The organism is Klebsiella sp. BIGb0138, assembly GCF_004342285.1.
Lineage (GTDB): Bacteria > Pseudomonadota > Gammaproteobacteria > Enterobacterales > Enterobacteriaceae > Klebsiella.
This window is the reverse complement of the sequence record NZ_SMCV01000001.1, coordinates 507,387-521,576: the sequence shown is the minus strand read 5'-3', so window position 1 is coordinate 521,576 and position 14,190 is coordinate 507,387. Positions and strand designations below refer to the sequence as shown.

At 56.4% G+C, this 14,190-nt stretch carries 11 protein-coding genes; 5 read left to right on the top strand and 6 right to left on the bottom strand.

Going from position 1 to position 14,190, the window contains the following annotated elements:
* Positions 1-9 precede the first annotated feature (9 nt).
* The 3 genes from xylB to hxpB all read left to right on the top strand — a co-directional run bounded on the left by xylB (position 10) and on the right by hxpB (position 3,549).
* Positions 10-1,479, top strand: coding sequence for a xylulokinase (xylB, locus tag EDF73_RS02470; RefSeq protein ID WP_132725352.1), 1,470 nt, complete (start codon positions 10-12; stop codon positions 1,477-1,479).
* 69 nt (positions 1,480-1,548) lie between these two features.
* On the top strand, positions 1,549-2,826 hold the full coding sequence (locus EDF73_RS02465) for an RbtT/DalT/CsbX family MFS transporter (RefSeq protein WP_132725349.1): 1,278 nt from the start codon (positions 1,549-1,551) through the stop codon (positions 2,824-2,826).
* Between the two features lie 60 nt (positions 2,827-2,886).
* Positions 2,887-3,549: a hexitol phosphatase HxpB gene (gene hxpB, locus EDF73_RS02460; RefSeq protein ID WP_132726280.1), complete on the top strand. Its 663-nt coding sequence runs from the start codon at positions 2,887-2,889 to the stop codon at positions 3,547-3,549.
* Between the two features lie 87 nt (positions 3,550-3,636).
* Here the strand turns inward: hxpB and yegS are convergent, their stop codons facing one another.
* Positions 3,637-4,530, bottom strand: a complete 894-nt coding sequence (gene yegS, locus EDF73_RS02455; RefSeq protein ID WP_132725346.1) for a lipid kinase YegS — start codon at positions 4,528-4,530, stop codon at positions 3,637-3,639.
* A 232-nt stretch (positions 4,531-4,762) separates the two neighbouring features.
* Here yegS and EDF73_RS02450 point away from each other — a divergent pair, with 232 nt between their 5' ends.
* Complete coding sequence (locus EDF73_RS02450) at positions 4,763-5,158, top strand: protease inhibitor I42 family protein (RefSeq protein WP_132725343.1); 396 nt, start codon at positions 4,763-4,765, stop codon at positions 5,156-5,158.
* Positions 5,159-5,393: 235 nt separating this feature from the next.
* Positions 5,394-6,134, top strand: coding sequence for a carbonic anhydrase (locus tag EDF73_RS02445; protein WP_132725340.1), 741 nt, complete (start codon positions 5,394-5,396; stop codon positions 6,132-6,134).
* 118 nt (positions 6,135-6,252) lie between these two features.
* Here the strand turns inward: EDF73_RS02445 and EDF73_RS02440 are convergent, their stop codons facing one another.
* The 5 genes from EDF73_RS02440 to EDF73_RS02420 form a co-directional block, all read right to left on the bottom strand.
* The gene (locus tag EDF73_RS02440; protein WP_132725337.1) at positions 6,253-8,499 is read right to left on the bottom strand and encodes a TonB-dependent receptor; all 2,247 of its coding nucleotides are present in this window, start codon (positions 8,497-8,499) and stop codon (positions 6,253-6,255) included.
* A gap of 553 nt (positions 8,500-9,052) precedes the next feature.
* The gene (yegQ, locus tag EDF73_RS02435; RefSeq protein WP_132725335.1) at positions 9,053-10,414 is read right to left on the bottom strand and encodes a tRNA 5-hydroxyuridine modification protein YegQ; all 1,362 of its coding nucleotides are present in this window, start codon (positions 10,412-10,414) and stop codon (positions 9,053-9,055) included.
* A gap of 156 nt (positions 10,415-10,570) precedes the next feature.
* Positions 10,571-11,293, bottom strand: coding sequence for a two-component system response regulator BaeR (gene baeR, locus EDF73_RS02430; RefSeq protein ID WP_132725332.1), 723 nt, complete (start codon positions 11,291-11,293; stop codon positions 10,571-10,573).
* On the bottom strand, positions 11,290-12,777 hold the full coding sequence (baeS, locus tag EDF73_RS02425; protein WP_132725329.1) for a two-component system sensor histidine kinase BaeS: 1,488 nt from the start codon (positions 12,775-12,777) through the stop codon (positions 11,290-11,292). The genes baeR and baeS overlap by 4 nt, the downstream gene beginning before the upstream one ends.
* Positions 12,774-14,189 carry an MFS transporter gene (locus EDF73_RS02420; protein ID WP_132725326.1) on the bottom strand — a complete coding sequence of 472 codons (1,416 nt, stop codon included), beginning with the start codon at positions 14,187-14,189 and terminating at the stop codon, positions 12,774-12,776. Before EDF73_RS02420 ends, baeS begins: the two co-directional genes overlap by 4 nt.
* Position 14,190: the final 1 nt, after the last annotated feature.

Sequence of the window (14,190 nt, the reverse complement as noted above, 5' to 3'; positions counted from 1 at the left end):
GAGGTGGCTATGTACTTAGGGATCGATCTCGGTACCTCGGAAGTCAAAGCGCTGGTCATTGATGAGAATTATGAGGTTGTCGCCAGCCATAGCGCGCCGCTGACTATTCAGCGGCCCCATCCTCACTGGTCAGAACAGGCGCCGCAGGCATGGTGGGAAGCCACGGAATATCTGATGACCATCCTGCGGGAAAAATGCGGCGATCGCTGGTCGGCGATCAAGGCGATAGGCCTCTCCGGGCAGATGCACGGCGCGGTGATGCTGGATAGCCACGGGGAAGTGATTCGTCCGGCCATTCTGTGGAATGACACCCGCTGCGCCGAGGAGTGTCGTGAGCTGGAAGAGATGGCCCCCGAACTGCATCAGGTTGCCGGAAACCTGGCGATGCCGGGATTCACCGCGCCGAAACTGCTGTGGGTGCGCCGCCACGAACCGGCAAACTTTCAGCGTACGGCAACGGTGATGCTGCCGAAGGATTACCTGCGCTACAAAATGACCGGCACAAAAATCTCCGACATGTCGGATGCGGCCGGCACGCTGTGGCTGGACGTGGCGAAGCGCGACTGGTCCGATGCGCTGCTGGATAAATGCGGCCTGTCGCGCAGCCATATGCCGGCGCTGGTTGAAGGCTGCGACATTTCCGCAACCCTCGACCCGCAGGTGGCGGCCCGCTGGGGATTAAATGCCTCGGCGGTGGTGGCCGGCGGCGGCGGGGATAACGCGGTGAGCGCGATTGGCGTCGGGGCGGTGTCACCGGGGGATGCTTTTATCTCGCTGGGGACCTCTGGCGTCCTGTTCGTGGTGACCGATGCTTATCGTCCGGCGCCGCAGTCGGCGGTACACGCCTTCTGCCACGTCTTACCCAACCTGTGGCATCAGATGAGCGTGATGCTCAGCGCCGCCAGCTGCCTGCAGTGGTTCTGTCGTTTAACCAGTACCACCGAAGTCGCGCTGCTGGAGGAGATTGCCCAGCTTAGCGCGGAAGAGAAAGCCAATGCGCCATTCTTCCTGCCGTATCTTTCCGGGGAACGCACGCCGCATAACGATCCGGATGCGCGCGGTATGTTCTGGGGGATGACCCACTCCAGCCTGCGGGCGCAGCTGGGCTATGCGGTGCTTGAAGGGGTGAGCTTCGGCATCAACGATGGACTGCAGGTTCTGAAGGAGAGCGGTACCCGCATTGAACGCTGCTCGCTGGTCGGCGGCGGGGCGCGGAGCCCATTCTGGGCGCAGCTGCTGGCGGATATTCTCGATATGCCGGTGGTGACGCATAAAGGCGGTGAAACCGGCGGGGCGCTGGGGGCGGCGCGGCTGGCCTGTCTGGCGGCAGGGAAACCGCTCGCCGCGGTGTGTGAAAAACCGGAGGTCTATCAAACCTGGCGCGCCGCGCCTGAACGCCATCGCCCCCTGATGCAGCGCTATGCGCAATTTAAGGCGCTGTATCGCAACGACCTGAATTACCGACATCACGCATTTTAATAAGAAAAAGTCCTCCGGTGCCCGCACCGGAGTGTCTTCCCGTACCTGTACCCTGAAAACGAGGTCATTATGTCCGTAAATAATAAACAGTGGTTCGGTCTGCCGCTGAATCTGATATGGGGATACATCGCCATCGCCGTGTTTATGACCGGCGACGGCTTTGAGCTGGCTTTCCTGTCGCACTATATTAAGGAGCTGGGCTTTACCCCGGCCCAGGCCTCTTTCGCCTTTACCCTGTATGGCCTCGCCGCCGCGCTGGCGGCATGGGTCTCCGGCGTGGTGGCCGAAATTATCACCCCGCAGAAAACGATGCTCATCGGCTTTGTGCTGTGGTGCGTGTTCCATGTGCTGTTCCTCGTCTTCGGTCTCGGCCACGCCAACTATCCGCTGATCCTGCTGTTCTACGGCATTCGCGGTCTGGCCTATCCGCTGTTCCTTTACTCCTTCATCGTCGCCATTGTGCATAACGTCAGAAGCGACGGCGCCAGCTCGGCGCTGGGCTGGTTCTGGGCGGTGTACTCGATCGGTATTGGCGTGTTCGGCAGCTATATCCCCAGCTTCACCATCCCGCATATTGGCGAACTGGGCACCCTGTGGCTGGCCCTGGCGTTCTGCGTCACCGGCGGCATCATCGCTCTGGCGTCGCTGCGCAATATTCAAACGCCGCGCCATATGCAAAACCTCACCACCCGCGAGAAGTTTGCCGAACTGGGGCGCGCGGCGACGCTGCTCTACACCAACCGCAATATTCTGCTCTCCAGCATGGTGCGCATTATCAACACCCTGTCGCTGTTCGGCTTTGCGGTGATCATGCCGCTGATGTTCGTCGATGAACTGGGCTTCACCACCTCGGAGTGGCTCCAGGTGTGGGCGGCATTCTTCTTTACCACCATTTTCTCCAACGTACTGTGGGGGATCCTCGGTGAAAAGCTGGGCTGGATGAAAGTGGTGCGCTGGTTTGGCTGTGTCGGGATGGCGCTGTCGAGCCTGGCGTTTTACTACATCCCGCAGCACTTCGGGCATAACTTTGCCATGGCGCTGGTGCCGGCGATTGCGCTGGGGATCTTCGTCGCGGCGTTTGTGCCGATGGCGGCGGTGTTCCCGGCGCTGGAGCCGCAGCATAAAGGGGCGGCGATTTCGGTGTACAACCTGTCGGCGGGGCTGTCGAACTTCCTCGCTCCGGCGATTGCGGTGGTGCTGCTGCCGTACTTCAGCACCCTCGGCGTGGTGGTGGCCTATACCGCTCTGTATGTGCTGGCCTTCTTTATCTGCCCGTTCATTCGCGTTGAGCAACCGGGCTTTACCCTGAAGCCTGCGCCTGCCGGCAAAAGCGTTGAGTTTTCCTGATTAAAGACTGCGGGCTGGTATGCGCGTCATATCAGCCCTGTTTAGAGGTAGAAGTAGATGATGAGTATCAAAGCGGTCATTTTTGACATGGACGGGGTGATTATTGATTCGGAAGGCCTGTGGCGACAGGCGCAAAGGGAGGCGCTGGCCAGCTGGGGGGGTGAGGTCAGCGAGGAGGAGTGCGAAACGCTGACCAAAGGTAAACGTCTGGACGAGATTGCCCGCGTGTGGTGTCGGCATTGCCAGCTGGCGATTGCCCCGCAGCAGCTGGAGCAGCGCATTCTGCAGCGTATTACCGCGCTGATTGCCGCCAACGGGCAGGCGATGGCCGGCGTCCATGAGGCATTAGACTACTTTCGCGCTCAGGGCTATAGCATCGCGCTGGCGACCTCATCTTCCCGGCAGGTGATTGCCGCGGTACTGAATAAACTTGCTCTGTGGCCATACTTTGACGTGGTCTCCAGCGCCGATGATGAAGCGTGGGGGAAACCTCATCCGGCGGTGTATCTGTCGACCCTGGGTAAGCTGGGGCGGTCTCCCGGGGAGTGTCTGGCGATCGAAGACAGTTTTCATGGCTTTTGCGCCGCTCAGGCGGCGGGGATCCCCACGATAGTGATTGCTGAAGATTGCCGGCATCCACGTTTCGCCGCCGCTGTGGCCCACCATCACTCGTTACCGGAGCTGCTGCGGACGCACTCTGAACCCGTTCTGGCGCTCGGGTAACGACCTTATCGGTGAGCGCAGAAGCCCTGGAGATGTAAACGGTCTTTTAATCTCTTCGTTCTGCGCTCACTTCCTGTTCTCGCCGCATCATTTCAGCAGCGGGCAGTCCGGCGGCAGACGGCAGCGCAGGGCGGCCGGTAGAATTTCCATGCGGAACTGCTTACCGCTCAGCGGTTCGCCGTCGAGGTTAAAGGTCATCTCGTGCGGGGCGGTGATTTCAAACCACGATGACACGCCGTCAACCAGGTTCGGGGAGTTATCCGGATCCGCCAGGGTGCTGAACAGCGCGGGCAGCAGCTCTTCACCGGTAAAGACCCGCAGATGCAGCAGGCCGTCGTTGATTAAGGCCTGCGGGCACAGCTGCTGGCCGCCGCCGGCCTGACGACCGTTGCCGATCCCGATCACCAGCGCGTTGCCCTGCCAGCTAAAGTTCTCACCGCGGATTTCACAGCGGTCGGGCTTGAGGGTATCCATACGCATCAGGCCATGAATCAGGTAGGAGACGCCGCCCAGCGCGGCTTTGAGCTTCTCCGGCGTTTCGCTGGTGATCCGGGTGCCGAAACCGCCGGTGGCCATATTAATAAAACCGGTTTTATCGTTGACCCGGACAACGTCTATCGGCATATCGCGACCGACGATCGCCAGCTTCAGGGCGCTGGCCAGCTCCTGCGGGATGCCCACGCTGGTGGCGAAGTCGTTGGCGGTCCCCAGCGGCAGAATGCCAAGCGCCGCCGGGCTTTCGCTGTGCACTAGCGCCGTGGCGACTTCATTAATTGTGCCATCGCCGCCGCCGGCAATCACCGTGCCGACGTTAAGCTGGCGGGCTTCATCGACAAACCGGGCGGCATCGCCTTTTTCCCAGGTCACGCGGACATGAATGTCGAGGCCCTCATCGCGTAACAGGGCGATCGCTTCGCGCAGCTGTGGCTCATTAGCCCCTTTGCCATTAAGAATCAGTAAGCTGGCTGGAAACGTTGACATTATTATGGCTTCCTCATTGCACAAGATGCACAAAGTGTACCGCATGAAGAGACGGATGGACATTTCGTAAATTATCGGCCCGGGCGGCGCGGATATCGGGCTATCGATATCCGCGCCCCTCTTTTTCTGCAATGGTAGCTCAACCAGCGCACTATTCGTCCTGTGATACGTTGAGCGGGAGTGTCAGAATTGCGCGGGTAAATTTGACCATTGATACAGTAAGGAAAAGAGGATGTCCCGTAACACATTCACCTACGTAACGAATTCCGGCATGGCGGTATTTTGTCTGGTTTTCTCCCTGCAGGCGCTCTCCGCGCAGGTGACGGAGAAGAGTATTTCCGGCGGGGAACAGTTTACCGTTACGCTGCAGGATATCCCGGGTACCGGCTACAAGTGGATGCTCCGTTCCTTACCCGCGCAGGTCATGCTGGTCGCCGAGAATTACCGCCAGCCCGCCAGCTGCGGTAAGCGAGCCACGGGCTGCCCGGTGGAAAGAACCTTTACCTTTAAAGGTGTCCAGCAGGGGAGCGGAAATATTAACTTCGTCTATGGCCGCCCCTGGCTGAATATCACAGAGAAAGCGACCATCGTACGGGTCAGCGTAAGGTCAAATGCCCCTGCGCGGTAATTCGGCATTACGCTATTACTTCTCATCTTATTCGCGCACGGTTTTTAAACTGTGCGCATTATGTTAATTGTCTTTTCAAAAAGGCTTCTTCATATTAACAACCTGCCCCTGCGAGCGTCATTATTGAAACAAAGGGCAAAAATATTTCTCTATATATCGTGTGGTTTTAGTTTGGTTGTTCTTTACCAGGGGATTATCTGCGTAATTTGAATAACCCGGTCCATAGAGAGATATTATGAAACAGAACCAACAAGCCGAACCTTCACGTCGTACTATTCTGAAGCAAACGTTAGCGCTTTCCGCGCTGTCCATCACCGGGCTGGCGGCCTTATCGGTACCGACGATCTCTTTTGCCGCCTCTTTGAGCAAAGAGGAACGCGACGGTATGACGCCGGATGCGGTAATTGAACATTTTAAACAGGGTAATCTGCGCTTCCGGGAAAACCGCCCGCTTAAGCACGATTATCTGCAGCAAAAGCGCAGCAGCCTGGCGGGGCAGTTCCCGGCGGCGGTGATCCTCAGCTGTATCGACTCGCGCGCGCCGGCAGAAATTATTCTGGATGCGGGGATCGGTGAAACCTTTAACTCTCGGGTAGCGGGTAATATCAGCAACCGCGATATGTTAGGTAGCATGGAGTTTGCCTGTGCCGTCGCCGGCGCGAAACTGGTGCTGGTGATGGGGCATACCCGCTGCGGCGCCGTCCGCGGGGCCATCGATAATGCCGAATTAGGTAACCTGACCGGCTTACTCGATGAAATTAAACCGGCCATCGCCAAAACCGAGTACAGCGGTGAACGTCAAGGCAGTAATGATGAATTTGTTGATGCCGTGGCGCGGAAAAACGTCGAGCTGACAATCGAAAATATTCGAAAAAATAGTCCGGTGCTGAGAAAGCTGGAAGAACAAAGGAAAATCAAAATTGTTGGCAGCATGTATCATCTTGCTGGCGGGGAGGTCGACTTCTTCGAGGTATGAGCCGGGTAACAAAGCCGGCGCGCATGCCACCTGAAGATAAATATTCATAGCGCATCATCGGCAGGCAAGAGGGCGCAAAATCGCCCTCTTGCCGAATAACGCCTCTGGCGGGGAACGATCAGAAGCGGAGATCAACGCCGAGCATCACTGTTCTGCCGGGATCTGGCATGCTGATAACCGCTCCGGGCTGGATATCATACCGATCTGTGACATTATTAACCGCGGCAAAAAAGGTCGCATTTTTATTTAAAATATATTCTCCATACAAATCAATCTGGTACCCGGAAGGTATTTCGATAACCGGGTTAGCTGCTGTTCCTTCAAGCCATCCTGCAGGGTTTGTTTTCGCGGAGTGATATCTGTATCTGATGCCAGCATCGACGGTTTCATTGCGGAATTTTTTCCCCAGATTCACAGAGATATTTTGTTTGGCGGGAATTCTTGTGGGCGTTAATCCCCAGGCGAAGCCCATGGTATTACAGTTGCTGGTGTTATATTTTTGCGCATAGTAGTTTGAGCACACCGCTGTTTTGCTATACAACGTTGCGGAAATGGCAGAGTAGAACAGTTCGCTGTTGTATTTAAGCGAAAAGTCAATTCCGGATAAATCGAGCTGATCATAATTCATAAACGTGAAGTTATCCTGCCATGCTGGCATTCCCGCGGTTTTATCCTTTAATCCGGGAGAGATAAAGTTATTGGTCGTGCTGTTAAACCAGGAGAGGGAGAGGTCAAGAGCATCCTCCGCGGATAATAAAGCCGGGTGATGGATCTTAACCCCAACTTCTTTTTGCAGGGAGACTTCTGGCGCGATCGGGTCCGCCGGGTTATAGCTGAAAATCTCATTTGATACCGTGGTTTCATACAGGCTCGGCATTCTGTAGTTTCTGGCTGCTTTCACAAACACGGTTGTGTCTGGAGTCAGCGCATAGCTTATTTCGGAGCTCAGGTCTGCTTTAGCCTGATATTTTACGCTTTGATGGGTCTGAAAATCGTGGGCTGCGGAATTATGATAATTAATACCCAGATTGACCTGGAGCGGACCACTCTCAATCATCCCGTTGACGAAAAGGGCATTTTCCCTTCTCTCACCATGCCGCGAGGTGGGGTAGGCGGTAAACCGGGTCAGACCGTCAGATTTTGGCGCCAGCTTTTCTTTTTGCGTTGACGACCCGTAGCGGAGCGTGAGCATGTTGAACTGGCTTTCATTGACAATGGCTATACCATTTTTATTGTTACTATAGGCGTGGAGATATTGTTGCGCATTGGTTCCCAATGCCCACAGGCCGTTATATTGCTTTAAGTTTGTATCGGTTATCCAGTAGTTCAGATTTAAGTTAATCAGCCTGTTGTCAACGGGGGTATAGGTATATCCGGCACTGTAGGCATTCACAATCGCGCTGCCAGGTTTCCATTGCGGCATGGATTCCACGCCCGCGGGCAGGGGCTCGAAATCACGGTCATTGGCATTTTTATACCAGTAGGCCGCCAACGTTTCACCGGCCTGCTGACGATGGTTGCGGTACGCAAGGTTGAAGTGATGATCATCATTCGCGTTGATCGCAAGCTTATAAATAAATGACTCGCTTTCAAAGTAAGTGTTGACGACCTCTTCATTTTTAAATACCAGCGGATCGTGGAATTTATTAAAGCCATTTTTCCCTGAAAAATAGTTCCCGGTGGATCTTTTACTATAGGCCAGCACGGTATCAACCGTATCATCTCTGAAGCCAAAGGCAAGCGTGGCGGAGCCATTTCTAAAATCATACCCGCGGGGCTTATCCGTCAGCCGATAATAGCTCTGCTCCGCGTAATCATCAGGGATATCAGGTTTTTTGTTATTGTTGAACGTTCTTAGCTTAAGAAGTAAGCCGTAGTTATTGCCGGGATTGATAATATCCTCCGTGGAGAGGGTTTTTATATTTATTACCCCACCGATGGCGCCGGATGAAAAGGCATTGTTATTCTGTGAGGCCCCTTTGCTGATGGTGATATTGCTGATTAAATCAGGATCGATATACGTTCTGTCGCTGGTTCCCTGATAGCCTCTTGACGTGTGGGTCGACTGCAGCGAGCCGTCAATAAACACAGGAACACGGCCTTCTCCCTGCAGTCCCCTGATTCCTGGGTCAATCGAACCCGCCTCATTTCTCATATTATTTGACTGGATATATGTTTCAGAGGAAAAAATATCTGCATTCGCAATCCCTCTGAATCGGTTTAACGCAGATCCGGAGAGAGTATTTTCAGCGGTCCCTGTAGATGACACAACCATAATTTCTTCATTGTCATTTTTTCCCTCTGCAAGCGTCGAACCGGTAAAAACCGACGTAGATAAGGTGAGGATTAAGGCGCGTTTTCCCATGAAATTTCCTTATTTTTTAAAAAGATATCGAAAATAAAACAATGTTAGTGATGAAAAACCAGTGGTTGGTTAATTACCGGTTTAAAACACTAAAAAAATAAAGAGTGGCAGTTTATGCCTCTAATTAAACAAATGCAAATGGTTATCATTATCATTTAATTGAGGTGATTATAATTATCTGTCTAATGAATGATGGATAAAAAGCATGTCATGCCGCGCCTGAACGGAGGTTTTGTCGCGCAGGAGGAAGCAAAAGCAGCGGGAAAGGCGGTTAATATCAGGGTAACGATCGCGGATGCGTCTCCGCTGTAAAGAGGGCGCCCGGTAAAGCAAAACCGGTATCCAGGCATGGACAGTAGGTGGACGTAGATAGGTTAATAATAAAAAAATAAGCCCGCGTAAGGGAGATTACGCAGGCTAAGGAGGTGGTTCCTGGTACAGCTAGCATTTATGGGTTATGTTTTTCAGCAGGATGGATGATACCCGCTCCAAACGAAGCGGTGTGTGATCCGTTTCTAATATCCGTGAATCCTGAAAAAATAACCCTGATAAACTAATTGCCGTGTGGGTTTCGCATGCTCTGACCGGCAAAGTTGCGCATCAGCAGGGCGTACTCCAGCGCCATCTCTTCCGGCACCGGCAGCCATACCGTGTAACCATCCCCGGGAGCCACCGGCATCACCTCGCCTTTGGCGTTTTCCATATGCTCAAGGGTGAAGTTGACGTTGCCCTGCGGAGTCATCAGCTCGAGGCTGTCGCCGAGGGAGAACTTATTTTTCACCGCGACCGCGGCCAGGGTGCCGTTGCGCTCGCCGGTGAACTCGCCGACAAACTGCTGGCGTTCGGACAGCGAGTAGCCGTACTCGTAGTTCTGGTAGTCATCGTGGGTATGACGGCGCAGGAAACCTTCGGTATAGCCGCGGTGGGCCAGGCCCTCCAGGGTTTGCAGCAGGCTTTCGTCAAACGGTTTGCCCGCCGCGGCGTCATCGATCGCTTTGCGGTAAACCTGGGCGGTGCGCGCGCAGTAGTAGAATGACTTGGTGCGGCCTTCGATTTTCAGGGAATGCACGCCCATCTGGGTCAACCGCTCGACGTGGGCAATGGCGCGCAGATCTTTGGAGTTCATGATGTAGGTGCCGTGCTCATCTTCGAAGGCGGTCATGTATTCGCCAGGCCGTTTGGCTTCTTCGAGCATAAACACCCGGTCGGTCGGCGCGCCGATACCCAGCGTGGGTTCGATGGTCCTGAGCGGAATCGGCTCATGCTGGTGGACGATATTGCCGACGTCATCTTCTTTGCCTTCCTGGACGTTATATTCCCAGCGGCAGGCGTTGGTGCAGGTCCCCTGGTTCGGGTCGCGTTTGTTGATATAGCCCGACAGCAGGCAGCGGCCGGAATAGGCCATGCACAGCGCGCCGTGGACGAAAATCTCGAGCTCCATCTCCGGGACCTGGCTGCGGATTTCGCCAATTTCGTCCAGCGACAGTTCGCGGGAGAGAATCACCCGGCTCAGGCCCATCTGCTGCCAGAATTTGACCGTTGCCCAGTTGACGGCGTTGGCCTGTACCGACAGGTGAATCTGCATCTCCGGGAAGTTTTCCCGCACCAGCATAATTAAACCCGGATCGGACATAATCAGCGCGTCCGGCCCCATATCCACCACCGGCTTGAGATCGCGAATGAAGGTTTTCAGCTTGGCGTTATGCGGCGCGATATTCACAACCACGTAGAACTTTTTCCCCAGCTGATGGGCTTCATTGATGCCCAGCTGCAGGTTTTCGTGGTTGAATTCATTGTTGCGCACGCGCAGAGAATAGCGCGGCTGGCCAGCATAAACGGCGTCTGCGCCATAGGCGAAAGCGTAACGCATATTTTTCAGCGTTCCCGCCGGGGAAAGGAGTTCCGGTTTAAACATGATGTTCTCGTTCTGATGACAGGTCAGATTCGCCACACCTGATGGGGCGAGTTGGGGGAGTGTCCCCACTTTAAGGGCGGGCATTGTAGCGCTGTGGCGAAGGGGAGTAAACCTTTCCCCTTCGGCCAGTTTGTTGCGCCTGGAGGCGCAGGAGGGTTAAGCCAGCCGGCAGGCGTCTGCTTCCCAGCGATAGCCGACGCCGTACACGGCGCGGATAAAGGACTGCTCGGCGTCCAGCGACTCCAGCTTGCGCCGCAGGTTTTTGATATGGCTATCGATAGTCCGGTCGGTGACCACACGGTAATCATCGTAGAGATGATTAAGCAGCTGTTCGCGCGAGAAAACCTTACCCGGCTCCTGCGAGAGGGTCTTCAGCAGGCGAAACTCGGCGGGGGTCAGATCCAACAGCTTATCGCGCCATGAGGCCTGAAAACGACCTTCATCGACGATCAGCGGGCTTTCCGCATCCAGCGCCAGCAGATCGCGGCGCGGCTTACAGCGGCGGAGGATCGTTTTCACCCGCGCGACGACTTCACGTGGGCTGTAGGGCTTGCAGATATAATCGTCGGCGCCAATCTCCAGCCCGAGCAGCCGGTCGATTTCCTCTATCTTCGCTGTCACCATCACCACCGGTACCTCGGAGAAACGACGGATCTCCCGGCACAGCGTCAGGCCATCGGTACCCGGCAGCATCAGATCCAACAGAATCAGATGCGGCGGAGTTTGCCGGACGTAAGGCAGGACCCGATCGCCGTGATCAATCAGCGTTGGCGCATAACCTGCCGCGGACAAATAATCGAGCAGCAGCTGACCCAGCTTGGGTTCATCTTCCACCACCAGAATGCGTGGCGTATTTTCATCAACAGGTAATTCACTCATACGTCTCTCGGTGTATCACGTTCCAGAGGTAACTCTACTTTAATGCTAACCCCGCCAAAAGGCGAATGGTCGGCCCGTAAGATGCCGCCGTGGGCGGCGACGATGTTGACGCAGATCGCCAGCCCCAGCCCGGAGCCGCCGCTGGCGCGGTTGCGCGAGCCTTCGGCGCGGTAAAAACGTTCACACAGGCGTGCCAGCTGCTCGTCGCTCACCCCCGGGCCGCTGTCGGCGAAATCGATGATTAAGCGGCGGGCGTTGTGGCTGGCGCTAATCAGCAGCCGGCCGCCGCTGTCGGTATAGCGCAGGCTGTTTTCCAGCAGATTGTTAAAGAGCTGCATCAGGCGATCGGCGTCGCCAAAAATAGTGGCGTTTTCCGGTAGCGAAACGCCGATCGTCAACCCGCGGTTGGCGAAGCGCTCGCGGAAGGCGCCCGCCGCCACTTCCAGCAGCGGGATGATATCCACCGAAGTTTTCTGATAGGCCAGCGCCCCTTCATCGGACATCGACAGCTGATGCAGATCGTCCACCAGCTTGGTCAGGGTCGCCACCTCCGCCTGTAGCGAGGTGATGGAGTCCGGGGTGAATTGACGTACGCCGTCCTGGATGGCTTCCAGCTCACCGCGCAGCACCGCCAGCGGCGTACGCAGCTCATGGGAAATATCGGCCATCAGATCGCGGCGCATCTGCTGGTTGCGTTCCAGGGTGCTGGCAAGCTGGTTAAAATCCTGTGCCAGGCGGCCTAGCTCATCGCTGCTGCTGGCGGTAACCCGGGTACTGAAGTCTCCCGCCGCCAGGCGATGGGTCCCTTCCACCAGCCGTTTCACCGGCGCCAGCAGGCCGCGGGCCAGCGGGAACGTGGCCAGCGCGGCGAGGAGGGTCGCGAGGGCGACAATCAGCCAGCTGGTACGCTTCTGCTGACGGTCGAAATTAATATCGGTATTGCGCGTCAGCCGCTCGACGGGCGAAGCGATAACCGCCCCGACCTGCACGCCGTTGACCACAATATTGCGCCGGCTACCGTCTTCAGGTACCCGCTCACGCGGCCCCACCAGCACGCGTCCTTTCTGGTCGACGACCCAGAACAACGTACGCCAGCCGTGCGGCGGCATATCCGGCCCCGGGCCACGCGGACCGTCCGGCGGAGGGCCATCGGGACCAGGCCCGCCGTTATACATGCCTCCGCCGGCGGTTCTATGTCCGGCGGGGGAGCGATCGTCGTTATCACGTTCGAAGGTTTTTAATAGCTGGAAGATAAAGCGGTCGTTGTTACGCAGGAATGTCCAGCTGCCGTGCAGGGCGTACTGTTCGCTCAGCGCATCGCCGAGCATGGTCAGCCGCTGTTCGTTGCCGCGTTTGATATAGTCGATAAACCCGCGTTCAAAACTGACGCGCACCGCCCAGTGCATGCTGATTAACAGCACGATGCAGGTGGCGAAAATCGCCAGGAACAGCTTGCCGGTAATACCGGGACGCCAAAACTTCACGGCTCACTCCTTTTATGCCGGGCGATCGCGGTATTGCTGTCGGTATCATCCGGAACGCGGGAAAAAATGAAGGCCGGCAGCGCAATAATCACCGCCATGCTCAGGTAGGTATAGAGGAACACCTGATGGGTGGCGGCGGCATCGGCGCTGATATGCTGCTGGCCAAACATGCCGAGCAGCATACCGGCAATAGTGACCCCGATACTCATCGACAGCTGCATGACCATCGACAGCATGCTGTTGCCGCTGCTGGCCAGATCGTCCGGCAAATCTTTCAGCGTCAGGGTATTCATCGACGAGAAGCGGCTGGAGTTGACCATACCCTGCAGAAACAGCACCACCGGCAGCAGCCAGTACCAGCCCGCCAGCGCGACGACCATAAACAGCAGACTGACCACCGCCAGGCCGAGCGTCGCCACAATCAGTACCCGGCGGTAGCCAAAGCGGTTCACCACCTGCACCACAATGCGCTTCATCCCCATGCTGCCGAGCACCATCGGGATCATCATCAGGCCGGCGTGAAACGGCGTGAAGCCGAGACCAATCTGCAGGAAGACCGGGGTCATAAAGGGCAGCATGCCGCTGCCGATGCGCCCGGCGAAGCTGCCGCCCAGCCCGAGGGAGAAGGTGCGGTTGCGGAACAGGTGCAGGCTGAACAGCGCGTTGTCATTATCCCGGGCGTACCACAGATACAGCAGAATGGAGGCGACGCCTGTCGCGACCAGAACCGCAAGCAGCGAGGGTGAAATACCCAGCCCTTTTTTGCCGTCGAGCGCGAGGGTTAACGTCGCCATCCCCGCCGCCAGCAGGATAAAACCCAGCATATCGAAGCGCCGGGTTTGCAGGGTGTAGTTCGGCATCAGCCACAGCGTGGCGATGGCGCCGACAATCCCCACCGGAATGTTGATCAAAAAGATCCAGTGCCACGAGGCGTATTCCACCAGCACGCCGCCAAGCGCCGGCCCCAGCAGCGGGCCGACCTGGCCGGGAAGGGTGACGAAAGTCATCGCCGCCATGTACTGCGAGCGCGGGACGATTTTCATCACCGTCAGACGGCCGACCGGCACCATCATCGCGCCGCCGACCCCTTGTAACACCCGGGAGAGGACCAGCTGATCGAGCGTGCTGGCCTGGGCACAAAACAGCGAGCCGAGGGTAAACAGGATGATGGCGCTAAAAAAGATATTGCGCACTCCCACCCGATCCGCCAGCCAGCCGCTGGCGGGCAGCATGATCGCAACCGTCAGCACATAGGAGACGATCACCATATGCATATGCAGAGGACTCTCCCCGAGGCTTTTGGCCATCGAGGGGAGGGCGGTATTGACGATGGTGGTATCCAGCGACTGCATAAAGAAGCCGAAAGCCACTATCCATAATTGCCAGCGGACGCTGGAGGGCAGTTCTGTCATT